Origin of the sequence: Aurantimonas sp. A3-2-R12, assembly GCF_036016755.1 — a bacterium.
GTDB lineage: Bacteria > Pseudomonadota > Alphaproteobacteria > Rhizobiales > Rhizobiaceae > Aurantimonas > Aurantimonas coralicida_A.
The window spans coordinates 47,253-70,259 of sequence record NZ_JAYXIH010000001.1 but is presented as its reverse complement, the minus strand read 5'-3'; the positions used below and the strand labels follow the sequence as shown (position 1 = coordinate 70,259).

At 65.1% G+C, this 23,007-nt stretch carries 17 protein-coding genes and 1 pseudogene; 9 read left to right on the top strand and 9 right to left on the bottom strand.

The window, feature by feature from the left end:
- Positions 1-29: 29 nt before the first annotated feature.
- Together VSX60_RS00315 and VSX60_RS00310 are read right to left on the bottom strand one after the other, a co-directional pair.
- On the bottom strand, positions 30-632 hold the full coding sequence (locus tag VSX60_RS00315) for a UbiX family flavin prenyltransferase (RefSeq protein ID WP_327622119.1): 603 nt from the start codon (positions 630-632) through the stop codon (positions 30-32).
- Complete coding sequence (locus VSX60_RS00310) at positions 629-2,155, bottom strand: UbiD family decarboxylase (RefSeq protein WP_327622118.1); 1,527 nt, start codon at positions 2,153-2,155, stop codon at positions 629-631. The genes VSX60_RS00315 and VSX60_RS00310 overlap by 4 nt, the downstream gene beginning before the upstream one ends.
- Positions 2,156-2,251: 96 nt before the next feature.
- Between VSX60_RS00310 and ubiT the strand changes: the two genes are divergently transcribed.
- The 5 genes from ubiT to VSX60_RS00285 all read left to right on the top strand — a co-directional run bounded on the left by ubiT (position 2,252) and on the right by VSX60_RS00285 (position 6,567).
- Positions 2,252-2,803 (top strand): ubiquinone anaerobic biosynthesis accessory factor UbiT, encoded by a 552-nt coding sequence (gene ubiT, locus VSX60_RS00305; RefSeq protein ID WP_327622117.1) that lies wholly within the window; start codon positions 2,252-2,254, stop codon positions 2,801-2,803.
- An 11-nt stretch (positions 2,804-2,814) separates the two neighbouring features.
- Positions 2,815-3,792, top strand: a complete 978-nt coding sequence (gene ubiU, locus VSX60_RS00300) for a ubiquinone anaerobic biosynthesis protein UbiU (RefSeq protein ID WP_327622268.1) — start codon at positions 2,815-2,817, stop codon at positions 3,790-3,792.
- 30 nt (positions 3,793-3,822) lie between these two features.
- Positions 3,823-4,716 (top strand): ubiquinone anaerobic biosynthesis protein UbiV, encoded by an 894-nt coding sequence (gene ubiV, locus VSX60_RS00295; protein WP_327622116.1) that lies wholly within the window; start codon positions 3,823-3,825, stop codon positions 4,714-4,716.
- 64 nt (positions 4,717-4,780) lie between these two features.
- The gene (locus tag VSX60_RS00290; RefSeq protein ID WP_327622115.1) at positions 4,781-5,296 is read left to right on the top strand and encodes a DUF2478 domain-containing protein; all 516 of its coding nucleotides are present in this window, start codon (positions 4,781-4,783) and stop codon (positions 5,294-5,296) included.
- Positions 5,296-6,567 carry a molybdopterin molybdotransferase MoeA gene (locus VSX60_RS00285; RefSeq protein ID WP_327622114.1) on the top strand — a complete coding sequence of 424 codons (1,272 nt, stop codon included), beginning with the start codon at positions 5,296-5,298 and terminating at the stop codon, positions 6,565-6,567. The genes VSX60_RS00290 and VSX60_RS00285 overlap by 1 nt, the downstream gene beginning before the upstream one ends.
- 63 nt (positions 6,568-6,630) lie before the next feature.
- On the opposite strand, the gene VSX60_RS00280 is transcribed toward VSX60_RS00285, so the two are convergent.
- The 6 genes from VSX60_RS00280 to VSX60_RS00255 are packed head-to-tail and all read right to left on the bottom strand — an operon-like array spanning position 6,631 to position 16,843.
- Positions 6,631-7,425: a peptidylprolyl isomerase gene (locus tag VSX60_RS00280; protein ID WP_327622113.1), complete on the bottom strand. Its 795-nt coding sequence runs from the start codon at positions 7,423-7,425 to the stop codon at positions 6,631-6,633.
- Positions 7,422-8,129: a respiratory nitrate reductase subunit gamma gene (gene narI, locus VSX60_RS00275; RefSeq protein WP_327622112.1), complete on the bottom strand. Its 708-nt coding sequence runs from the start codon at positions 8,127-8,129 to the stop codon at positions 7,422-7,424. The genes VSX60_RS00280 and narI overlap by 4 nt, the downstream gene beginning before the upstream one ends.
- An 11-nt stretch (positions 8,130-8,140) precedes the next feature.
- Positions 8,141-8,845: a nitrate reductase molybdenum cofactor assembly chaperone gene (gene narJ / locus VSX60_RS00270; RefSeq protein ID WP_327622111.1), complete on the bottom strand. Its 705-nt coding sequence runs from the start codon at positions 8,843-8,845 to the stop codon at positions 8,141-8,143.
- Positions 8,842-10,362: a nitrate reductase subunit beta gene (gene narH / locus VSX60_RS00265; protein ID WP_327622110.1), complete on the bottom strand. Its 1,521-nt coding sequence runs from the start codon at positions 10,360-10,362 to the stop codon at positions 8,842-8,844. Before narH ends, narJ begins: the two co-directional genes overlap by 4 nt.
- Positions 10,359-14,096 (bottom strand): nitrate reductase subunit alpha, encoded by a 3,738-nt coding sequence (locus VSX60_RS00260; RefSeq protein ID WP_327622109.1) that lies wholly within the window; start codon positions 14,094-14,096, stop codon positions 10,359-10,361. Before VSX60_RS00260 ends, narH begins: the two co-directional genes overlap by 4 nt.
- Before the next feature lie 17 nt (positions 14,097-14,113).
- On the bottom strand, positions 14,114-16,843 hold the full coding sequence (locus tag VSX60_RS00255) for a nitrate/nitrite transporter (RefSeq protein WP_327622108.1): 2,730 nt from the start codon (positions 16,841-16,843) through the stop codon (positions 14,114-14,116).
- Positions 16,844-17,082: 239 nt separating this feature from the next.
- Here VSX60_RS00255 and VSX60_RS00250 point away from each other — a divergent pair, with 239 nt between their 5' ends.
- The 3 genes from VSX60_RS00250 (at position 17,083) to VSX60_RS00240 (ending at position 20,875) form a co-directional block, all read left to right on the top strand.
- A complete protein-coding gene (locus VSX60_RS00250; RefSeq protein WP_327622107.1) occupies positions 17,083-17,820 on the top strand; it encodes a helix-turn-helix domain-containing protein in 738 nt (245 codons plus the stop codon).
- 389 nt (positions 17,821-18,209) lie between these two features.
- Positions 18,210-20,234, top strand: a complete 2,025-nt coding sequence (parE, locus tag VSX60_RS00245) for a DNA topoisomerase IV subunit B (RefSeq protein WP_327622106.1) — start codon at positions 18,210-18,212, stop codon at positions 20,232-20,234.
- Between the two features lie 47 nt (positions 20,235-20,281).
- Entirely contained in the window at positions 20,282-20,875 is a 594-nt protein-coding gene (locus tag VSX60_RS00240; RefSeq protein ID WP_327622105.1) for a hypothetical protein, read from the top strand.
- Here VSX60_RS00240 and VSX60_RS00235 read toward each other — a convergent pair.
- The gene (locus tag VSX60_RS00235) at positions 20,848-21,588 is read right to left on the bottom strand and encodes an alpha/beta fold hydrolase (protein WP_327622104.1); all 741 of its coding nucleotides are present in this window, start codon (positions 21,586-21,588) and stop codon (positions 20,848-20,850) included. The genes VSX60_RS00240 and VSX60_RS00235 overlap by 28 nt on opposite strands.
- Before the next feature lie 143 nt (positions 21,589-21,731).
- Between VSX60_RS00235 and VSX60_RS00230 the strand changes: the two are divergent.
- Positions 21,732-22,848, top strand: a pseudogene (locus VSX60_RS00230) (DEAD/DEAH box helicase); the annotation flags it as partial.
- Positions 22,849-23,007: the final 159 nt, after the last annotated feature.

Genomic DNA, 23,007 nt, shown 5'->3' with positions numbered 1-23,007 from the left:
AGGGCGACCGCTCTTCGCGAACGACGTGATCAAACACCGCCCGGTCTGGACAATGGAGGCCGGCATGCATCGGTCCATTGTCGCGCCATCGGCGGCAGCACATCGAGAAGATCGGCCGCACGCCGGGCGATCTGGTCGATGATCTCGTTTGAGGTTACGGGTTTCAGATAGAAGGCCGGGCTCGGGGGCGCGACGATGGCGCCCATCTCGGTCACCGCGCACATGGCCCGCAAATGGCCGAGATGCAGCGGCGATTCGCGGGCGATCAGCACCAGCCGGCGCCGCTCCTTCAACTGCACGTCGGCGGCGCGGACGAGCAGATTGTCGCTCAGAGAATTCGCGATCGCGCCGAGGCTGCGCATCGAGCAAGGCGCCACGATCATCCCGGCGACGGGATAGGAGCCGGAGGCGACAGTGGCGCCGAGATCGTCGATCGCATGACGTCTGGTGGCGAGGCGGTCGAGCCGGGCCAGCGCATCGGGGCCGACTTCCTCGTTCAGGGTCCGCTCGGCGCCGCGGGTGACGATCAGTTCGACCGACACCGCCGCCGCGCTCAACAGCTCGGCCAGGCGCAGGGCGATCGCCGCGCCGGAGGCGCCGCTGACGCCCAGAATGACAGGGGCGGCGCTCATGCCGGCAGCTCCTTCGATCCGACCAGTCCGAGCCGCTCGCAGAATCGCGCCGCCTCTTCGGCCAGCGGAGCCGGCATATCCAGCACCTTTCCCCATTCGCGCCGGGTCTCGGCGCCGATCTTGTTGGTGGCGTCGATCCCCAGCTTGCCGCCGAGACCCGGCTCGGGCGAGGCGAAGTCGAGATAGTCGATCGGCGTCCGCTCGATCACCATGAGATCGCGCGAGGGGTCCATGCGCGTCGCCAGCGCCCAGGAAATGTCGGACCAGCTTCTGGGATCGATGTCATCGTCCACGACGATGATCGTCTTGGTGTAGGAGAACTGCGCCAGCATTCCCCACAGCGCCATCATCACCCGCCGCGCCTGCCCGGGATAGCGCTTGCGAATCGAGATCACCGCTATGCGATAGGAGCACGCAGCGGGCGGCAGCCACAGATCGACGATTTCGGGAATCTGCCGGCGGATCATGGGCAGCGCCAGCGTGTTGAAGACCTCGCCGATCACCGACGGCTCGTCCGGCGGCCTGCCGGTGAAGGTGGTCAGATACAGCGGGTCGCGGCGCATGGTGATGGCGCTGATCCGCATCACCGGGAACGGCTCGACCGCGTTGTAGTAGCCGGTGTGGTCGCCATAGGGACCTTCCGGCGCCGTCTCGGTCGGCGAAACCCAGCCTTCGAGTACGATCTCGGCCTCGGCGGGCACCATCAGCGGAACCGTGCGCGCCGGGGCCAGCGCCTGGCGTTCGCCGCGCAGCACGCCGGCGAAGCGAAGTTCCGCGATTCCCTCGGGCAGCGGCAGGGCGGCGGCCAGCATCGTGGCCGGATCGGCGCCGATCGCCACCGCTACCGGCATCGCCTCGCCACGCGCCGCCCAGGCCCGGTGGTGCGCGGCGCCGCCACGATGCGCCAGCCAGCGCATGATCGCACGATCGCGGCCGAGCACCTGCATCCGATAAACGCCCATATTGGTCTGGGTGGTGTCGCCGGCTTCCGTTTCCGGTGGACGGGTGATCACCAGCGGCCAGGTGATCAGCGGCGCCGGTTCGCCGGGCCAGCAGGTCTGCACCGGCAGGCGGCCGAGATCGACATCCCTGCCCTCCAGAACCGAATGCTGCACGGGCGCGCGGTTCACCAGACGGGGCCGGGTCGCCAGCGCTGAGCGCAGCATCGGCCAGCGCGAGAATGCGTCGCGCATCCCATCGACCGGGGCGGGTTCGCGCAGTGCGGCGAGGAGCTCGCCCAGTTCCTCGACTCTGTCGGAGGTCAGCCCCAGGCCTGCCGCCACCCGCTGCTGCGTGCCGAACAGATTGGCGATAACCGGCATTGTCGCGAGGCGTCCCTGGCCATCCGTCGCCGCGTCGAAGCGCAGCGCCGCCCCGCCCTCACGCAAGACATGGCGATGCACCGCCGTCATCTGGTGTTCCAGCGAAACGGGTTCCGCCACCCGTGCCAGGTCGCCCGAGCGGTCAAGGTGGCTGAGGAACTCGCCAAGGTTGGCGAAGGGGGGCAGGTCGCGGATCGGCATCATTCCTCTCGATCCGCCCTGATAGCCTGCCGATCGGTTCGCCGGACTTGATCTCGATCAATGCCGGGAGGAGCGGTCGCGGTTACCTCGAACGGCATGAACGGCGCCAATTCGATCCCTCATTTTCCGTCCGCGGGCGCGCGGTTGCTCGCGCAGCTGCCGCCCGGTCCCTTGTCTCTCATCCTGGGACGCGCCGCGCGCGACATGGCGGAGCATCATCCCGGCCTGTTCACGCGCCTGGGCCCGCATGCACAAAAGCGCTTTCTGATCGACCCAACGGATCTGCCATTTGCCTTTCTGCTCTGTCCCAGGCCCAGCCGGCCCAGCATCGACGCGCGGAGCCGTTCGGCCCCGTGCCACTGGGACTGCCGGATCGCTGGACCGCTGGCCGCGCTTCTCGGCATGATCCATGGCGCCTATGACGGCGACGCGCTGTTTTTCTCGCGCGACATTGCCGTGGAGGGCGACACCGAGGCCGCGCTGGCACTGCGCAACGCGACCGACGATGCCGAGATCGACCTGTTCGAGGCGGTCGCGGGAAGTCTCGGCGCGCCGGGTCGCGCGGTGGGGCGGCGGTTGCGTCCGCTGGCGCGGGTGGCGGAACGGATCACCGGGGTCGCGCTGATGCGGCCGGAGATGAACGCGTGAGCGGGCCGGCGCTGGAACTGGTCTGCCCGGCCGGTACGCCCGCGGCGTTGCGCGCGGCCGTCGACGCGGGTGCGCACACGATCTATTGCGGCTTCGCCGACGAGACCAATGCCCGCAATTTTCCCGGACTGAATTTTTCGCGTGACGAGATGGCCGCCGGTGCCGCCTACGCCCACAAGGCGGGCGCCAAGCTCTTGATCGCGATCAATACCTTCCCGCGCGCCGGTGCGGAGGATTTCTGGCACCGCGCCGTCGACGACGCCGAGTCCGCCGGCGCCGACGCGGTGATCATGGCCGATCTCGGCCTGCTCGCCTATGCCGCCGAACACCGTCCGGCGCTCCGGCGTCATCTCTCGGTGCAGGCGGCGGCCGCCAATGCCGACGCGATCATGTTCTACGCCGAGGCATTCGACGTGAAGCGGGTCGTGCTGCCCCGGGTGCTGAGCGTCGAGGAGATTGCCGCGATCAACCGCGACATCGATGTCGAGACCGAAGTCTTCGTCTTCGGCGGGCTTTGCGTGATGGCGGAGGGGCGCTGCTCGCTGTCCTCCTACGCCACCGGCCGTTCGCCCAATATGAATGGCGTCTGCTCGCCCGCCAGTCACGTCGTCTATGGCGAGGAGCAGGAAGAACTGGTCTCGCGCCTCGGCGGCTTCACCATTCACAAGGTCGCCAAGGATGCGCCGGCCCCCTACCCGACGCTGTGCAAGGGATGCTTTTCGGCGGGGGGGCATACCGGTCACGTCTTCGAGGACCCGATCAGCCTCGACGCCGCCGAACTGATCCCCAGGCTGGCCGAGGCCGGGGTGACGGCGCTGAAGATCGAGGGCCGCCAACGCAGCCGCGCCTATGTCTCGGCGGTGGTGAAGAGCTTCCGCCGGGCCACCGACGCGATCGCCGCCGGGCAACCGGTGCCGGTCAGCGAGTTGGCGCATCTGACCGAGGGGCAGGCGAGCACGCTCGGCGCCTATCGCAAGATCTGGCGCTGACATGTGCGCCATGAGCAAGGGAGCGCGACGATGCGCCTGACACTGGGCCCAGTTCTCTACAACTGGCCGGCGGATGATTGGTCCGACTTTTATGCGCGGATTGCCGACGAGGCGCCGGTCGATCGGGTGGTGGTCGGCGAGGTCGTCTGTTCCAAACGCCTGCCCTTCTACCAGAACCGCATTCCTGAAGTCGTCGAGCGGCTGCAGCGGGGCGGTAAGGAGGTCGTCCTCGCTTCGCTGGGGCTGGTCACTCTGCGGCGCGAGCGAAGGATGTTGGCCGAATTGGTCGAGTCCGGCCTGCCGGTCGAGGTCAACGACCTGACGGCGTTGCGCCATCTCGCGCCGGGCACGCCCTTCACGGTGGGTCCGTTGGTCAATGTCTACAATAGGGGCACGCTGGGCTTCCTCGCCAGGCGTGGAGGAATCTCGTTCTGCCTGCCCCCCGAGCTCGCCTTCTCGTCCGTCGCGACGCTGGCGGCTACCGGGGCAGGATTTGGCGTCGACATCGAGGTCTGGGCGTTCGGGCGGCTGCCGCTGGCGCTCTCGGCGCGCTGTTACCATGCCCGCCTTGCCGGCCTGGCCAAGGACTCCTGTCAGTTCGTCTGCGAGCAAGACCCGGACGGGCTGCCGGTCGAAACCCTCGACGGACAACCCTTCCTTGCGATCAACGGAGTCCAGACGGTCTCCGAGCGCTGGGCCAACCTCGCAGGCGATCTGGCGCCGCTGGCCGAAGCCGGCGTCGGCGCGCTGCGGCTTTCGCCCCATACCGGCGACATGGTGGAGGTCGCGCGCCTGTTTCGGGCGGCGGCCGACGACCGGATCGCCCCGGACGAAGCGCTTGCCGAACTCGCAGCTTTGGCACCGGAACGGCGCTTCGCCAACGGCTTCCTGTTCGGACAATCCGGCGCGGAGTGGACCCATTGAACCGGATGAATAACCGCGACGCCGCCGCTCCTAGGGCGAATTCTATGCTGCGAAAGGAAAATCGATGCTGATTGCCGCCGTACACTCCAGTGAGCCGGGCCGTCTCGACGCGGTCATGAGCGAGGTTGCCGAGACGCTGCTGTCGCAAGGCCTGCGGCTGGCCGGGGTGGTCCAGACCAACTGCGTCAATCCGGACCGGCATAAGTGCGACATGGACGTGCGGGTGCTGCCCGACGGCCCCCTGATCCGCATCAGCCAGGATCTGGGGACCGCCTCGCGCGGCTGCCGCCTCGACCCGGCGGCGCTCGAAGAGGCGGTTGCGCTGGTCGGCCCGCGCCTGGCGGCCGGGGCGGATCTGCTGATCCTCAACAAATTCGGCAAGCACGAGGCCGACGGGCACGGGTTTCGGGACCTGATCGCCGAGGCGCTGGCCGCCGGAGTCCCGGTCCTCACCGGGATCAACGGGCTCAACCGCCCTGCCTTCGAGGCCTTTACCGACGGCATGGCCGAGGTCCTGCCCGCCGACCCCTCGGCCCTGTTGGCCTGGGTGCGCGCGGCCCGCCTGTCAAAGGTGGCGTGATGACGTCCCGGTCGCCGGGGATTTCGGTCCGGCGCGAGCCGGACTGCGGCTGCGAGGCGGCCGCGGATTTGATCTCCGTCGATCGGGCGTTAGCGATAGTGGCGGATCTGGCGCGACCGGTCGCGGACTGCGAGACGCTGCCGCTCGGCGCGGCGACGGGCCGGGTGCTGGCCGGGGCCGTGCATGCCGCCGCCGATGCGCCGGGCTTCGACGCATCGGCGATGGATGGCTATGCGCTGCGTGCCGACGGGTTGCGCGGTGACGGCCCCTGGATGCTGCCGGTCGGCTCCCGGATCGCGGCCGGCCAGACGGCTGGCCCCCTGCCTCACGGCCAGGCCGCGCGCATCTTCACCGGCGCGCCACTGCCCGAAGGAGCGGACACTGTCGTGATGCAGGAGGCGGTGACGCGGCGGGACGACCTGATCGTGATCGCGACACGGCCGGCTCCGGGACAGAATATTCGCCGACGCGGCCAGGACATGGTGCGCGGCATCGAGGTGCTGCCCGCCGGCCGCCAACTGGGACCGCGCGACATCGCCGCAGCGGCGGCGGCCGGAGCCGGTCATCTGTCGGTCCGGCGCAGGCTACGAGTAACGCTGCTCAGCAACGGCGCCGAACTGGCCGAGCCGGGCGAGACCCTGGACAAGGGCCAGATTTGGAACGTCAACCGCGCCATGCTGGCCGCTCAGATGGCCGGTCCCGGGCTCGATCTGACGGATGGTGGCATCATTTGCGACGATCACATCGCCTTCACCGACGCGCTGATCGCCGCAAGTCGCGGCGCCGACCTCGTCGTCACGTCCGGCGGCGCGTCGGTCGGCGAGGAGGATCATCTGCCGCGCGCGCTGGCCGAGGCCGGGGCCGAGATCCATTTGCGCAAGGTCGCGATGAAACCGGGCAAGCCGCTGACGATCGCAAGTATCGGCCGGGCCCTCGTGCTCGGTCTGCCGGGCAACCCTGTGGCGGCCTTCGTCAGCTGGCATGTTTTCGGCCGACCGATCGTCGCGGGACTGAGCGGCGCCGAGCATCGCCCCCGCCGCCTGATGGCGCGCTTGTCCGAGGGCCTCAGCCGCCGACCCGGGCGCCGCGAGTTCCGCCCCGTCCGCTGGGTGGGCACGGGCCTTGACGGCCTGCCGGTTCTCAAGCCCGGTCCGGCGGAGTTCTCGGCCCGGGTGGCCGAACTGGCGCGCGCCGACGGGCTGGCCGACATCCCGGCCGGGATCGACAGCCTCGCGGCCGGCGATCTCGTGGAGTTTCTCCCTTTCGGCTGAGCATCCGCTCGCCGTCCTCCGAAGACCCGGTGACGCCACGTCCCCGGGTCGGCCGGTCGCCTGTCAGGCCGCGACCAGCGTGACGCCGGTCACTTCGGCGTCACTGACCAAGGTCGCCGTGAAATTACGCGCGGCCTTCGCCCAAGCGACTTTTTCCAGCATGTCGCGGATGCGCGGCGCCACGGCCTCGAACGGCAGAACCGCACCTTCGGCACGCGCATCCAGCCGGATGATGTGCAACCCGTAACGCGATGCCACCGGTTCCGGCGCGATCGCGCCTTCGGCAAGCGCATCGAGCGCCGCTTCGAACTCGGGCACGGTGTCGCCGCTGATCAGCTGTCCCAGCCTTCCACCGGCATCGCGCGAGGAACAGGCACTGTGCTCGCGGGCCAGACGATCAAACGCGCGCGGATCCCGCCGCACCTCGGTCAGCACCGCAGCCGCTTCGATCCGGGCCTTGGCCAAGGCCGCCGCGTCGCCCGGCCTGACCGGGAAGAGAATATGCGCCGCCTCATAGAGCGTCGGCGCGCGCCAGCGTTCCGGCGAGGCATCATAGGCGGCACGCAGATCGGCTTGCGCAGGCACGACCGGATCGACCGCCGCGTCCAGCACCTGCCGGATCAGTGCCTCGTCGTCGGTCTCCACCCGCCCCTCGGCCACCTCTTGCGGGTCGGGGGCAAGCCCGCGTCGCCGTGCCTCCTGCAGCAGCAGCGCGCGGATCGCCAAGGCCCGCGCGGCGGCGGTCCAGGCCAGTCCGGGCTTCGATTTGGGCGTTGGATGATTCTGCGCCTCGGACGCGATTACCTTGGTCGGAATCGTCTCGCCGTTTACGACCACTTCGCTGAAGAGAGATGTCATGATGCACGCTCCGCCGGAGAATTGACGACCCGCTTTCTGGTCCGCACGATCTGATAGCCGGGTCTCCAGAGATACCGGACCGGGGCCGACAGCATGTGTACGAGCCGCGTGAACGGGAACAGCAGGAAGATCGTCAGGCCGAGCACGATATGCAGCTTGAAGATCAGGCTGCTGTCGGCGATGAGATCGGCGGCGCCCGCGCGGAAGGTGAAGATGCCCTGGGCCCAGGCCATGAACCGGGTCATCTCCTCGCCGTCGAGATGCTGGAGCGAGACAAATATGGTGGCGATCCCCAACACCAGCTGCGCCATCAGCAACACCAGAATACCGGTGTCGGCAAAGGTCGAGCTGGCGCGGATACGCGGGTCGTTCAGCCGCCGCATCAGAAGGATCGTCCCGCCCACCAGCGCCATGATTCCGGCGATGCCGCCGAAGATGATCGCCAGCAACTGTTTGGCGCCGTGGCTGACGCCGAGCGCGTCGAAGATCCAGATCGGGGTCAGAAGGCCCACGAAATGGCCCGCGAAAATGACCAGGACGCCGACATGGAACAGTACGGACCCGATGATGAACTGATGCCGTCGCAGCAACTGCGAGGACGACGATTTCCAGGTGAACGGGTCACGCTCGTAACGGACCATCGATCCGATCAGCAGGACCGACAGTGCGATGTAGGGGTAAATTCCAAACAGGAAGTTGTTCATTCCGGCCTCCGTCAGTTGCCTGCCCCGGCTCGCGCCGGGTTGAGGGGTGTGTCCATCGCGGCCAGAATGTCGCGCGATACGGGGCAGCCCGCGTTGGGATCGGGCGCGAAAGTGACCTGCGCCTCTTCCCAGACCGCGTCGAGCGCCGCCAGATCCTCGGGGTCGTCGTCCTTTTGCGACAAGAGCGCCGCCGCGACTCCGGTGTCGGCCCCTGCCTGGCCCATATCGGCCAGCGCGACCAATATCGCTGCATAGGGCGTCTCGCGTCGGGTCAGCCGTTCGGCGAGCGCCACCAGGATCGGTCCGGCGTCGGCCAGGATCTCACGCGCCTCCGCCAGAAGCCGGGTCGAGAGAAACTCCAGCAGCACCGGCAGATGATCCGGCAGTTCCGGTCCGACCAGGTCGAAGCCCCCTGCCCGGTAGGTTTCCAGGAGATCCACCATCGCGCCGCCCCGATCGCGGCTTTCCCCGTGGACATGCTCGAACAGGTTGAGCGACAGGGTTCGCGAGCGGTCGAACAGCAGGACATAGGCCTCCTGCAATTCGATGGTGTCGCCTTCGGCGAGGCGCTGCAGCAGGGGCTGCAGCGCCTCGATCCGAGGCGGCGGCAGCACCGCCTCCTCGGTCAGGACGGTGCGGATGTCCGGGATCGCCGCCTGCAGCTCGCTCGAGGGATAGGTCAGCAGCGCGGAAAGCGCTTTGAACGTCCGGGTCATGACCAGCCCTCCGCCGGGGTTATGTGCTTGCGGCCGCCGAACAGAGTGCCCTTCGACACCCCCGACGAGCAGCCGTTGCCGTCGGTGAAGCCGCAGCCGCCACGCAAATCATAGGCATCCTCGACCACCTCGCGGTGGGTAGTGGGGATGACGAAGCGATCCTCGTAATTGGCGATCGCCATGATCTGATACATCTCGTCGATCTGATGCGGGGTCAGGCCGACGCGCTTGGCAACGCCGAGGTTGATCACGCCGTCGACCGTCTTCGAGCGCATGTAGGACCGCATCGCGAGCATGCGCTCCAGTGCCGAAACGACCGGTGCCTCGTCGCCCGCCGTCAGCATGTTGGCGAGGTATTTCACCGGGATACGCAGCGACTTCACGTCGGGCATGTCACCGTCCGCGGCGATCTGGCCGGCCTCGGCGGCGTTCTGAATCGGGCTGAGCGGCGGAATGTACCAGACCATCGGCAAGGTCCGGTATTCGGGGTGCAGCGGAAAGGCGATCTTCCATTCCATCGCCATCTTCCAGATCGGCGATTTGCGGGCCGCCACGATCCAGTCCTCCGGCACGCCCTCGGCCCTTGCCGCGGCGATCACCTCGGGGTCATTCGGGTCCAGGAACACGCCGAGCTGCGCATCGTAGAGATCCTGGTCGTTCTCGATCGAGGCGGCCTCCGCGATCTTGTCGGCGTCATAGAGCATCACGCCGATGTAGCGGATGCGCCCCACGCAGGTTTCCGAGCAGACCGTCGGCAGGCCGGATTCAAGACGCGGATAGCACAGCGTGCATTTCTCCGACTTTCCGGTCGACCAGTTGTAGTAGATCTTCTTGTAGGGACAGGCCGACACGCACATCCGCCAACCGCGGCACTTCTCCTGGTCGATCAACACCACGCCGTCTTCCTCGCGCTTGTAGATCGCGCCCGAGGGGCAGGCCGAGGCACAAGCCGGGTTGAGGCAATGCTCGCACAGCCGCGGCAGGTACATCATGAAGGTGTTTTCGTACTGACCGTAGATTTCCTTCTGGATGCCCTCGAAGTTGTAATCCTTCGATCGCTTGGCGAACTCGCCGCCGAGGATCTCCTCCCAGTTCGGACCCCATTCGATCTTCTCCATCCGCTCGCCGGTCAGCTTCGAGCGCGGCCGCGCGGTCGGGAACGCCTCCATCTCGGGCGCCGACTTCAAATGGTCGTAATCGAAATCGAACGGCTCATAATAATCGTCGATCTCGGGCAGGTCCGGATTGGCGAAGATATTGGCGAGGATGCGCCACTTCGCGCCCTGCTTGGGCCGCAGCTTGCCGCCCTTGGTGCGTTCCCAGCCGCCGTTCCAGCGTTTCTGGTTCTCCCAATCCTTCGGATAGCCGATCCCGGGCTTGGTCTCGACATTGTTGAACCAGGCGTATTCGACGCCGTCGCGGCTGGTCCAGACGTTCTTGCAAGTGACAGAGCAGGTGTGACACCCGATGCATTTATCGAGATTCAGCACCATGCCGATTTGCGCGCGAACTTTCATTCCGCTGCCTCCGCTGACGCGACCGGCGTATCCAGCCAATCGACCTTTTCCATCTTGCGCACGATCACGAACTCGTCTCGGTTCGACCCGACGGTGCCGTAGTAGTTGAAGCCGTAGCTCAACTGGGCATAGCCGCCGATCATGTGGGTCGGCTTCAGAACCGTCCGCGTGACCGAGTTATGAATACCGCCGCGCTTGCCGGTGATCTGGCTGCCGGGCGTATTCACGATCTTTTCCTGCGCGTGGTACATGAACAGCGTGCCTTCCTTGATGCGTTGCGAAACCACCGCCCGCGCCGTCAGAACGCCGTTCGCGTTGAAGACCTCGACCCAGTCATTGTCGACCAGCCCGGCCTTCTTCGCATCCACCTCGGACAACCACACGACCGGACCGCCGCGATTCAGCGTCAGCATCAAGAGATTGTCCGAATAGGTCGAGTGGATGCCCCATTTCTGGTGTGGGGTGATGAAGTTCAAAACGACATGCTTGTCGTTGCCCGCCTGCCCTATCGCCGGCGCGATGGTCTTCAGATCCACCGGCGGCCGCCAGGTCACGAAGGCTTCGCCAAAGGCGCGCATCCACTCGTGGTCCTGGTAAAGCTGCTGGCGGCCAGACAGCGTGCGCCAAGGGATCAGTTCGTGGACGTTGGTGAAGCCGGCGTTGTAGCAGACGTCCTCGCTTTCGATCCCGGACCATGTGGGCGACGAGATGATCTTGCGCGGCTGCGCGGCGATGTCTCGGAAGCGGATTTTCTCGTCCTGCTTGGGCCTTGCCAGATGGGTGTGTTCGCGCCCGGTGATCTTCTCCAGCGCCTCCCAGGCCTTGACCGCCACCTCGCCGTTGGTTTCCGGCGCCAGCATCAGGATGACCTCGCAAGCATCGATCGCGGTGTCGATCCTGGCCATGCCCTTGGTCACGCCCTCGTCGGTAACGCGGCCATTGAGATCGCGAAGGTGATGCACCTCGGTCTTGGTGTCCCAGGCGATGCCCTTGCCGCCGTTGCCGACCTTCTCCATCAACGGCCCAACCGCGGTAAAGCGCTTGTAGAGGTTGGGATAATCCCGCTCCACCGCGATGTAGTTCGGCGCGGTCTTGCCGGGAATCAGCTCGCATTCGCCGGCCTTCCAGTCGGCCACGACCGATTGGGCCAGCTCGCCGGGGCTGTCGTGCTGCATCGGCAGCGCGACCACGTCGGTTTCCACTCCCAACACCTCGGGCGCGATTTCGGAGAACTTCCTGGCCAAGGCCTTGAATATCTCCCAGTCCGATTTCGATTCGTAAGCCGGGTCCACGGCCGCCTGCAGCGGGTGGATGAAGGGGTGCATGTCGGACGTGTTGAGGTCGTCCTTTTCGTACCAACTGGCTGTGGGCAGGACGATGTCGGAATAGACGCATGTGGTCGACATGCGGAAATCCAGCGTCACCAGAAGATCGAGTTTTCCTTCGGGCGCCTGATCGTGCCACTTGGCCTCGATCGGCTTGACCCTGCCTTCCTCGCCCAGATCCTTGCCGAGGACGCCGTGATCGGTGCCCAGAAGATGGCGCAGGAAATATTCATGTCCCTTGCCCGACGACCCCAAAAGGTTCGAGCGCCAGACAAACAGGTTGCGCGGCCAGTTTTCCGGTGCATCCGGGTCTTCGCAGGACATTTCCAGCGCGCCTGACTTCAGCCCTTCGGCCACGTATTCCGGCGCCGTCTTGCCCGATGCCTTGGCGGCGCGGCCAACCTCGAGCGGGTTGGTCTTCAGTTGCGGCGCAGAGGGCAGCCAGCCCATGCGTTCGGCCTGGATGTTGTAGTCGATCAGGCTGCGCTCGGCCCAGTTGCCCGCCGGCGCCGTCGGCGACAGGATCTCGCCCGCTGTGACAGTTTCGTAGCGCCACTGGTCGGTGTGCGCGTACCAGGCGGAGGTCGAGTTCATGTGCCGGGGTGGGCGTGCCCAGTCCAGCGCGAAGGCCAGCGCCGTCCAACCTGTCTGCGGGCGGAGCTTTTCCTGGCCCACATAGTGCGACCAGCCGCCGCCGGATTGTCCGACGCAACCGCACATCACCAACATGTTGATGATGCCGCGATAGGCCATGTCCATGTGGTACCAGTGGTTCAGGCCAGCGCCCAGAATGACCATCGACTTGCCGCTGGTCTTTTCGGCATTGGTGGCGAATTCACGCGCCACGGCTACGATCCGGTCGCGCTTGACCCCGGTGATCTTCTCGGCCCAGGCCGGCGTAAACGGCACATCGGCGTCGAAAGAAGTGGCGACATGTTTGCCGCCCAGCCCACGGTCGAGGCTGTAATTGGCGCAGAACAGGTCGAACACCGTCGTCACCAGCGCCTCGCCATCCTTCAGCTTCAGGCGGCGGACTGGAACGTTGCGGGTCAGCACCTCGGGGTGATCGCATTTGGTGAAATGCTCGGTTGCCTCGCCGCCGAAATAGGGAAAATCGACACCGACCACATCGTCGCGATCCTCCTCGAGGACCAACGTCGTCTTCAGGTCGATCGCCTTTCCGCCCGCGTTCTCCTCAAGGTTCCAATGCCCGCTTTGCCCCCAGCGGAAGCCGATCGAGCCATTGGGGACGACGACAGCGCCAGTGTTGCTGTCGATCCCGACCGTCTTCCAGTCGGGGTTGTTGGATTCGCCCAGCGCATCGGTGAAATCGGCGGCGCGCAGCATCCGGCCCGCAACGTAGCCTCCGTCCTTCTTGTCCAGCCGTACCAGCAGCGGGAAATCGGAATATTTGCGGGTGTAATCCTCGAAATACGGCACTTGCCGGTCGAGATGATATTCACGCAGGATGACGTGGCCAAACGCCATCGCCAGCGCGGCGTCGGTGCCAGCCTGCGGGTTTAGCCAGATGTCGCCGAACTTGGCGGCCTCGCTGTAATCCGGGCTGACCACGGCGGATTTGGTGCCCCGATAGCGCGCCTCGGTATAGAAATGCGCGTCCGGCGTGCGGGTTTGCGGCACGTTCGATCCCCAAAGGATCAGGAAGCCGGAATTGTACCAGTCGGCGCTTTCCGGCACGTCAGTCTGCTCACCCCAGGTCTGCGGGCTGGCGGGCGGCAGGTCGCAATACCAGTCGTAGAACGACATGCAGGTGCCACCCATCAGGCTGAGGTAGCGCGAGCCCGCCGCGTAGCTGACCATCGACATCGCGGGGATCGGCGAGAAACCGAAGACGCGGTCGGGTCCGTAGATCTTGGTGGTGTAGGCATTGGCCGCCGCGACGATCTCGGTGACCTCGTCCCAGCTGGCGCGAACGAATCCGCCCTTGCCGCGGGTCTTGGTGTAGCTGCCCCGCTTGGCCGGATCGGCCTGGATCGCCTTCCACGCCTCGATCGGGCTCATCGTGGCGCGCAATTCGCGCCACAGCCGCATCAGCCGCCCCCGCACCAAGGGCGTCTTCACCCGATTGGCCGAATACAGATACCAGCTGTAGCTGGCCCCCCGCGCGCAGCCGCGCGGCTCGTGGTTGGGCATGTCGGGCCGGGTCCGCGGATAATCGGTCTGCTGGGTCTCCCAAGTCACGATCCCGGACTTGACGTAGATCTTCCACGAACAGGACCCGGTGCAGTTCACCCCGTGGGTGGACCGCACGATCTTGTCGTGGCGCCAGCGATCGCGGTAGACGTCCTCCCAATCCCGGCTCTCGATGGTGGTCTGGCCGTGACCATCGGCGAAGGTGTCCTGTCGCGTGGACTTGAGGAAATTCAGTCGGTCGAGAAGATGGCTCATCTTGCTCTCCTTTCAGGTCAGACTGCGGAGATGGCGGGCGAGGAACGGCCGGCGCGCTCGGTTGCGGCCAGGAGGCCGCCCCGCCGGGTGTAGTAAAACCAGGTCAGCACGACGCAGATCACGTAGAAGCCGAGGAACCCCCAGAGCGCCGCCACCGGCCCGCCGGTCATGGCGATCGAGGTGCCGTAGGCTTTCGGGATGAAGAAGGCGCCATAGGCCGCGATGGCGCTGGTAAAGGCGATGATCGCCGCGCTTTCACGTTCCGCCTGCTTGCGCAGCGCGCCCCCGTCCAGCTCCGGCATCAGACGCGGGATTTCGCGCCCCATGATCGCGGGGATCATCTGGAATGTGGAGGCGTTGCCGACCCCGGTCAGGAAGAACAGCGTCATGAACGAAGCGAAGAAGCCCCAGAACGCGCCCGGCTGTTCCTTGATGCCGAGGAAGAAGATCACCCCGAACACCGCCACGATCATCCCCAGGAACGTCCAGAAGGTGACCCGGCCGCCGCCGTATTTGTCGGAGATCCAGCCCGTGCCGGCGCGCGACAGCGCCCCGACCAACGGCCCGAGGAATACGAACTGCAGCGCGTTCACGTCTGGGAACTGAAGCTTGGTGAGCAGCGGGAAACCAGCGGAATAGCCGATGAAGCTGCCGAAAGTGCCGGTGTAAAGCACGCACATGATCCAGTTGTGCTTGCGGCTGAAGATGATCGCCTGCTCCTTGAAGCTGGCCTTGGCGTCGGCGATGTCGTTCATCCCGACCCAGGCAGCGATGGTGGCCGCGATGATGAACGGCACCCAGACGAAGCCGGCGTTCTGCATCCAAAGCTGGCCGCCATCCGACATGGTCTGCGGCTGACCGCCCAACGCGCCGAAGACACCGGCGGTGATGACGAGCGGCACCAGGAACTGCATGACGGAGACGCCGAGATTGCCGAGGCCCGCGTTCAGCGCCAGCGCGTTGCCCTTTTCCGCCTTCGGGTAGAAGAAGGCGATATTGGCCATCGACGAGGCGAAGTTGCCGCCGCCGAAGCCGCACAGCAGCGCCAGAACCAGGAAGATCAGGTAAGGCGTATCGGGATTTTGCACCGCATAGCCGATGCCCATGGCCGGTAGCAGCAGCGAGGCAGTAGAAAGGGTCGTCCACAGCCTGCCGCCGAAGATCGGCACCATGAAGCTGTAGAAGATGCGCAAGGTTGCACCGGAAAGCCCCGGCAGCGCCGCCAGCCAGAACAGCTCGCCCGGCGTGAAGTCGAAGCCGATCGCCGGCAGACGCGCCACGACCACCGACCACACCATCCAGACCGAGAAGGCCAGAAGCAGTGCCGGGATCGAGATCCAGAGATTCCGGCGCGCGATGCGGCGGCCTTTGTCCTCCCAGAAGCTCTTGTCCTCGGGGCTCCACTCTTCCAGCGTGTGCGCATCCTGCGAGGCGTCCGAGACCGGCATCCCCAGCATCTCGGGTAGTTGCGGCAAATGGTTCAGGACTGCGCCCTGCTCCGTCCGCTCCATCACGCGGATCGCCATGTGCATCCAGAGCAGCGAGACGCCCACCAGCAGGAACAGCAGCGCAAAGGCCGAGGTATAGATGCCAGTCAAGTCCAGCGCTGCGCCGAATATGATCGGCAGGATGAACCCCCCAAGGCCGCCGATCATGCCCACCAGCCCGCCGACAGCGCCGACATGCTTGGGGTAATAGGCCGGGATGTGCTTGAATACCGCCGCCTTACCGAGGCTCATGAAGAAGCCGAGCGCGAACAGGATTAAGACGAAAGGCCAGAAGTCCAGCTGGGTCGAAAAGGCGATCGGGCCGTCCTTGCCCTGGATCACATAGTCTGTTGCCGGATAGGACAGCATGAACAGCAAGATGGTGGAAAACCCGAGGCTCCAATACATCACCGCCCGGGCGCCGAAACGGTCCGACAACGCTCCGCCATAGGCCCGGAACAGGGATCCCGAAAGCCCGAAGGCCGCGACCGCCATGCCAGCCATGCGGATGTCAACGTCGTAGACATCCATCAGGTAATGCGGCGTCCAGAGCGCGATTGCGACAAAGCCGCCGAACACGAAGAAGTAGTAGAGCGAGAAGCGCCAGACCTGCAGGTTCTTCAGGGGCGCGAACTGTTCGGCCAGCGAGGGTGGCCGCGCGCCGCTTTTGCGGCGGGCCACGAGTTCCGGGTCATCCTTGGCAAACAGGAAGAACACGACCGCCATCAGCGCCAGGGCAGCGGCCCAGACATGGGCGACCCCGTGCCAGCCATAGGCGACCATCACGAAGGGCGCGACGAATGTGGTGACCGCCGAGCCGACGTTGCCGGCGCCGAATATCCCCAGAGCTGTGCCCTGCCTGCCCGCGCCATACCAGCGCGAGACATAGGCGACGCCGATGATGAACGATCCGCCGGCCAGGCCGATGCCCAGCGCGGCGACGAGATACATCGTATAGGTAGACGCCCAGGTCAGCATCCATGTCGCCGCCGCCGTCAGCAGCATCTGCGTCGTGAAGACAGCGCGGCCGCCGTATTTCTCGGTCCAGACACCGAGGATTAGCCGGGTAAGCGATCCAGTCAGAATGGGCGTGGCGACCAGCAAGCCGAACTCGAACTCGTTGAGCCCCAGCTCGGCCTTTATCTCGACGCCGATGATTGAAAAGATCGTCCAGACCGCGAAGCAGGCCGTGAAGGCGATCGTGCTCAGCCCCAGCGCTCGTGTGCGCTCGGCATCCGAGACGTGTGCCTGCTCCATCATGATCTATCTCCGCTTCCGACGCGTTTCGTCGCGCCGGAGTGGGACGGAAGAAGCCGCCGCGACTTGACCGAGATCAAACCGCAGCGGCCGGCGAGAGCAATCGAACCAGATTTGATGATAGGCACCGCAATGACCTGGGTTTGTCAGGCGTCAGGGATTGATATTGCCTATATCCCCTAGACTGATGTCTGTTCATCAATTACCAAATATCAAGCGAACTGTCGGAGATGAGTTGATTCATGCGTGAAACGGTCCTTCCGGCGATCCGCCGCCTTCCGCTGTTTCGATCGATGGCGGAGGAGAATTTTCTCGCCCTGACGCGCGCGGCGTACGATCAGACCTTTCCGCCCCAGATCCAGCTGATCGACGAGGGCGAGTCTGCCGATTTTCTCCACATCGTCGTGGAGGGCTCGATCGAGCTCTTCGCGGGCTGGCAGGAGCGTGAAACCACGCTGGCGGTGGTGCGGCCGCGTTCGACCTTCATCCTCGCCGCCTGCATGCGAGACGCGCCTTACCTGATGTCGGCGCGCACACTGGAGAAAACCCGCCTCATCCTGGTGCCCAGCAGCGATGTGCGAACCATCTTCCGCACCGATGGCGAATTTGCGTTGGCCACCATCGCCGAGCTTTCGGCCGGTTACCGCGGCATGGTCCGGCACGCCAAGGATCTCAAGCTGCGCAGCGCACGCGAGAGGTTGGCCGCTTACCTTCTGTGTCAAGCCGGGGCCGCCGGCGACAGAGCAAGCTTTGTCCTACCCATGGAAAAGCGGGTGCTCGCCTCGTTCCTCGGGATGACGCCCGAGAGTCTCTCACGAGCGATGAAATCGCTGCAGACAGATGGCGCCGTGGCCGACGGTCAGCGGGTCATCATCACGGACCGCCCTGCACTGGAGGCGCTGGCGAAGCCCACTTCGCTCATCGACGGGCCGGATTGCGATGGCTTGCAAGGCGACGGGGCAGCCGTGGACGTATCGTGATCACGCGGGCCTGAGACCGCCACGCGGCCGCGACGGCCGTCTGGCGTTTCGTCCCGTCGTCGGCATTCTTTCGTTTCCTGCTCGACCGTCGCTGCCGGACTTCACACGACGGTGCAAGCGGATGTCGGCACCATGGAGAAAGGGACGCCGTTCCGCATCCTTTGTTTTGGAGTGTGTGGCGCCCGAGCACACGTGCCGCGCCGCCGGTTTTGGCGCACCCGCCCGACGGAACCCGTGGATAAACCTGTCGCGGAAGCGTTATGCGCTGGGAAACGGTACCGGACTCTTGAAGAACATTTCGTGAAAGTATAGGCAGACCCCATGGTTGATGGGCGCGAGAATCCATTGCAGCACGAGTTTGTCCCGCACGTTTCGCAGACGGGTCCGCGATGAGCGACGACCTGTTTTCGGGCAATGCGGCGCGTCGGCCGAAATCGCCAAAGCCGGCCGACCAGCCTTTGCCGGTGCAGAATTCAACGCAGCCCGCTGAATACACGGCGGCCGATATCGAGGTGCTGGAAGGGCTGGAGCCGGTTCGCCGCCGCCCCGGCATGTATATCGGCGGCACCGACGAGAAGGCGCTGCATCATCTTTTCGCCGAGGTCATCGACAATTCGATGGACGAGGCGACCGCCGGACACGCCAATTTCATCGAGGTCGCGCTGGAAGCGGACGGCACCTTGTCCGTCGCTGACAACGGTCGCGGGATCCCGGTCGACCCCCATCCCAAATACAAGAACAAGTCGGCGCTTGAAGTCATCATGACGACGCTGCATGCCGGCGGAAAATTCGATTCGAAGGTCTATGAGACCTCGGGCGGCCTGCACGGCGTCGGCGTGTCCGTGGTCAATGCCCTGTCGGAGGTCTTGGAAGTCGAGGTCGCGCGCAATCGCAAGCTCTACCGCCAGACCTATGCGCGGGGACTGGCGACCTCGACGCTCGACGAAGTCGGCGAGGTTCACAATCGTCGTGGCACGCGGGTGCGGTTCAAGCCGGATCCGCAGATTTTCGGCGCCGGCGCCAGGTTCCGCCCCGAGCGGCTGTTCGCCATGGCTCGCTCGAAAGCTTACCTCTTCGGCGGCGTCGAGATTCGCTGGTCCTGCGATCAGAGCCTGCTCGTGCCCGGCGGCGACATCCCGGCTCGCGAGACATTCCACTTCCCCGGGGGGCTGAAGGATTACCTCGACGTCACGCTCGGCAAGGAGCACCGCGTCACCGCGCAGATCTTCGCCGGCCGCACCGAGAAAGTCTCGGGCCACGGGGCTGTCGAATGGGCTGTCAGCTGGACGCCGGAAGATGGCTTCATCCGCTCCTATTGCAATACCATTCCCACACCCGAAGGGGGCACCCACGAGGCGGGCCTACGCTCGGTTCTGCTGCGCGGCCTCAAGGCCTTTGCCGAGGTTTCCGGCAACAAGCGCGCTGCGATCATCACGGGCGATGATCTGATGCTGACGGCGTCGGCCATGCTGTCGATCTTCATCAGGGAACCGGAATTCGTTGGCCAGACCAAGGACCGGCTGGCCACCGCCGAGGCGCAGCGGATCGTCGAGCAATCGATGCGCGATTCCTTCGATATCTGGCTTGCTTCCTCGCCGCAGGATGCGGCGCGGCTGATCGACTGGGTGGTCGAGCGGGCCGACGAGCGGCTCCGTCGCCGCCAGGAGAAGGAGGTCAGCCGGAAGAGCGCAACGCGCAAGCTGCGGCTGCCGGGCAAACTCGCGGACTGCTCGCAAAACGGCGCCGCCGGGGCCGAGATTTTTATCGTCGAGGGGGATTCCGCCGGCGGTTCGGCCAAGCAGGCGCGCGATCGCCGCCTGCAGGCGATCCTGCCGCTGCGCGGCAAGATCCTCAACGTGGCGAGCGCCGGTCGCGAGAAACTCGGCGCCAATCAACAGCTCGCCGATCTGATCCAGGCGCTGGGCTGCGGCACCCGCGCGAAATACCGTGACGAGGATTTGCGCTACGAGCGTGTCATCATCATGACCGACGCCGACGTCGACGGCGCCCATATCGCCTCTCTGCTCATCACCTTCTTCTATCAGGAAATGCCGGAACTGATCCGTAGCGGTCACCTGTTCCTGGCGGTGCCGCCGCTTTACAAGCTGACCCAAGGTGGAAAATCCTTCTACGCCCGCGACGACAAGGATCGCGAGCGATTGATCGCAAAAGAGTTCAATGGGCGCGGCAAGGTCGAGATCTCGCGCTTCAAGGGCCTTGGAGAGATGCTGCCCTCGCAGCTCAAGGAAACGACCATGGACCCAAGGAAACGCACCTTGCTCAGGGTCGTTATGGACGAAGCGCCGGAATCGGGCACGTCGATCGCGGTCGATGCGCTGATGGGAAACAAGCCGGAAGCCCGCTTCCGCTTCATTCAGGATCGCGCCGCATTCGTCAAGGAACTGGACATCTGATCCGATCCAGCTGAAATGCCGTCGATTGCTCAATCGGAGGACTTCCCATGCCCCATCTCAGACACTGGCTTGCCGGTACCGCATTCCTCGTCATGGCCATGAGCCATACGGCCGCTCTGGCCCAGGCAGACGCCGGAGCCCCCGTTGCCGCTCCGGACGCCGCTCAACCGGCTGAAGCCCCGGTGACACCCGACACCGCGCAACCCGCTGAGGCCAAGACGGCGCCGGCAAGCTCCGGCGATCCCGAGCTCGCCGCAAAGGCAAAGTCGGCTGCCGAAGCCCTGTCGCCGCAGGTCCAGGATGTCCAAATCGTCGGACCATGGTCGGACGGTACGCGTGAGGGCGTCTGGCGGACGGTCATGGTGCAGTCGCAGACCGACGATTCCGCCTTTCATTTCTTCGTTCAGCAACTCGAGGGTGCGGGAAGCGACCTGAGCCTGCGCGCGACGACAGAGGTCGTCGAGATCAATCAGATCGAAGGCGCGGTCGTAGGCTATCGCGCCGACGAGCCGAGCGAAGAACAGCCGAATAGCCTGACGCTGTTCTTCGACATCCTGCCCTCCGACGGGGAAATCGCCGAGACCTACGAGCTGCACTTCTTTCCGGGGGAACCTTATAGCTTCGGTCCTGCGACCAACTGATAGGGCGCGACCGAGGCATCCCGTTGAAGATGCCGTCGGATCACCGCACTCGCGGCGTCGGGCGCTTCCATTGTCACCATGTGACCGACGCCGTCGAGGAGATCAAGCGTGCTGGCCGGCATAGCGGCAGCCATTTCGCGGGATCGGTCCGGCGAAATGATCTGATCGTGGATCCCGGCCAAAACCGTCGTCGGGACGTCTATGCACGGCAAAAGCGATGTCTGGTCCCGCCGTCCGATGATGGCCTCCTGCTGACGCGCGAAGATATCGGCTCCGATCGCTTCCGCCATTGCGACGATCCGCCGGCGCAGCTGCGGGTCGGTGCGGCCATTGGGACCGAGCAGTCGGTCGGAAAGGATTTCGGCGACGGCCGCGATCCCCTTGTCGTGAGCCAACGTGACCAGGCGCCGGCGCATGGCCGTCTGCTCCGCGGTGTCGGCCTTGGCACTGGTCGCCATCAGAACCAGGTCGGTGACGCGTTCGGGTGCGATCCACATGACTTCGAGGGCCACATACCCGCCCATCGACAAGCCGCAGAGGAGGAACCTATCCGGCGCAACCTCTACCAGACGCTCGGCCATCGCCGCGATGGTCCGATCGGACGTCGTATCGGCCACCAGGACACCGCAGGATGGGACGGACGCGATCTGGTCCCGATAGAGATCGTCGGTACACAACAGACCCGGAATCATCACAATCTGTGTCAGATTCATCTTTTGTACCCTGTAAATCACCTGAAATCGCCCCATATGCGGCGCTGCGGTTGACTCGCGACGAGCGTCACCCTATCGCCCTGTCGACTGGGCTTTCAAACGCTATCGACCCCCCAATTCAACAATTCAAGAGAACCGCTAGCTTGAAACTCTTTTCCGAACTCGGCCTCAGCGCCAAGGTCCTGGCCGCCGTAGAGGCAGCTGGATACAGTGAACCGACGCCGATCCAGGAACAGGCCATCCCTCACGCGATCGAAGGCCGGGACGTGCTCGGCATCGCGCAGACGGGTACTGGCAAGACGGCCTCCTTCGTGCTGCCGATGTTGACGCGGCTCGAAAAGGGGCGCGCGCGCGCTCGGATGCCGCGGACGCTGATCATCGAGCCGACCCGCGAGCTCGCGGCGCAGGTCGAGGAATCCTTCGTCAAATATGGCCTCGACCAGAAGATCAATATCGCGCTGCTGATCGGCGGCGTCTCGTTCGGCGATCAGAACAAGAAGATCGACCGCGGCGTCGACGTTCTCATCGCGACGCCAGGTCGCCTGCTCGATCATTTCGAGCGCGGCAAGCTGTTGATGACCGCTGTCGAAGTCCTCGTCATCGACGAGGCGGATCGCATGCTCGACATGGGGTTCATTCCCGATATCGAGCGGATTTGCAAGCTCTTGCCGATTACGCGGCAGACGCTGTTCTTCTCGGCGACGATGCCACCTGAAATTACCCGGCTTACCGAGCAGTTTCTACAGAATCCTGTCCGCGTCGAAGTGGCGAAGCCGGCGTCCGCCGCCCTCACCGTCACCCAAAGATTGATCGCCTCGAAGAAGGACGATTTCGAGAAGCGAGAGACGCTGCGCACGATCATTCGCGAGCAGGACGACCTGACCAACGCGATCATCTTCTGCAATCGCAAGCGCGACGTGGCCACGCTGTTCCGCTCGCTTGAGAAACACGGCTTCTCGGCGGGTGCGTTGCACGGCGACATGGACCAGCGCTCGCGAACCGCGATGCTCCAGAGCTTCCGCGACAACCAGATCCAGCTTTTGGTCGCGTCCGATGTCGCGGCCCGCGGACTCGATATCCCGGCCGTCAGCCATATTTTCAACTTCGACATTCCAATTCACGCCGAAGACTACGTGCATCGCATCGGTCGAACCGGTCGTGCCGGCCGGTCCGGCAAGGCCTTCACCCTCGTCGCCAAGTCCGACAAGAAATATCTCGACGCGATCGAGAAGCTGATCGGCGGTGAGATCGCATGGCATGGCGAGTCGGTCGCGACGCTCGTCGACGCCCCGTCAGAAGACAAGCCAGCCCGTCGTAGCAGTCGTCGTGGCACCGGCACGCGCCGCCGCGACAACAGCGAGAAGCCGCCTTTGGCGCCTGAAGCCGCGTCAGTGGTGGAAGAGCCGGCAGTGGTGCGCG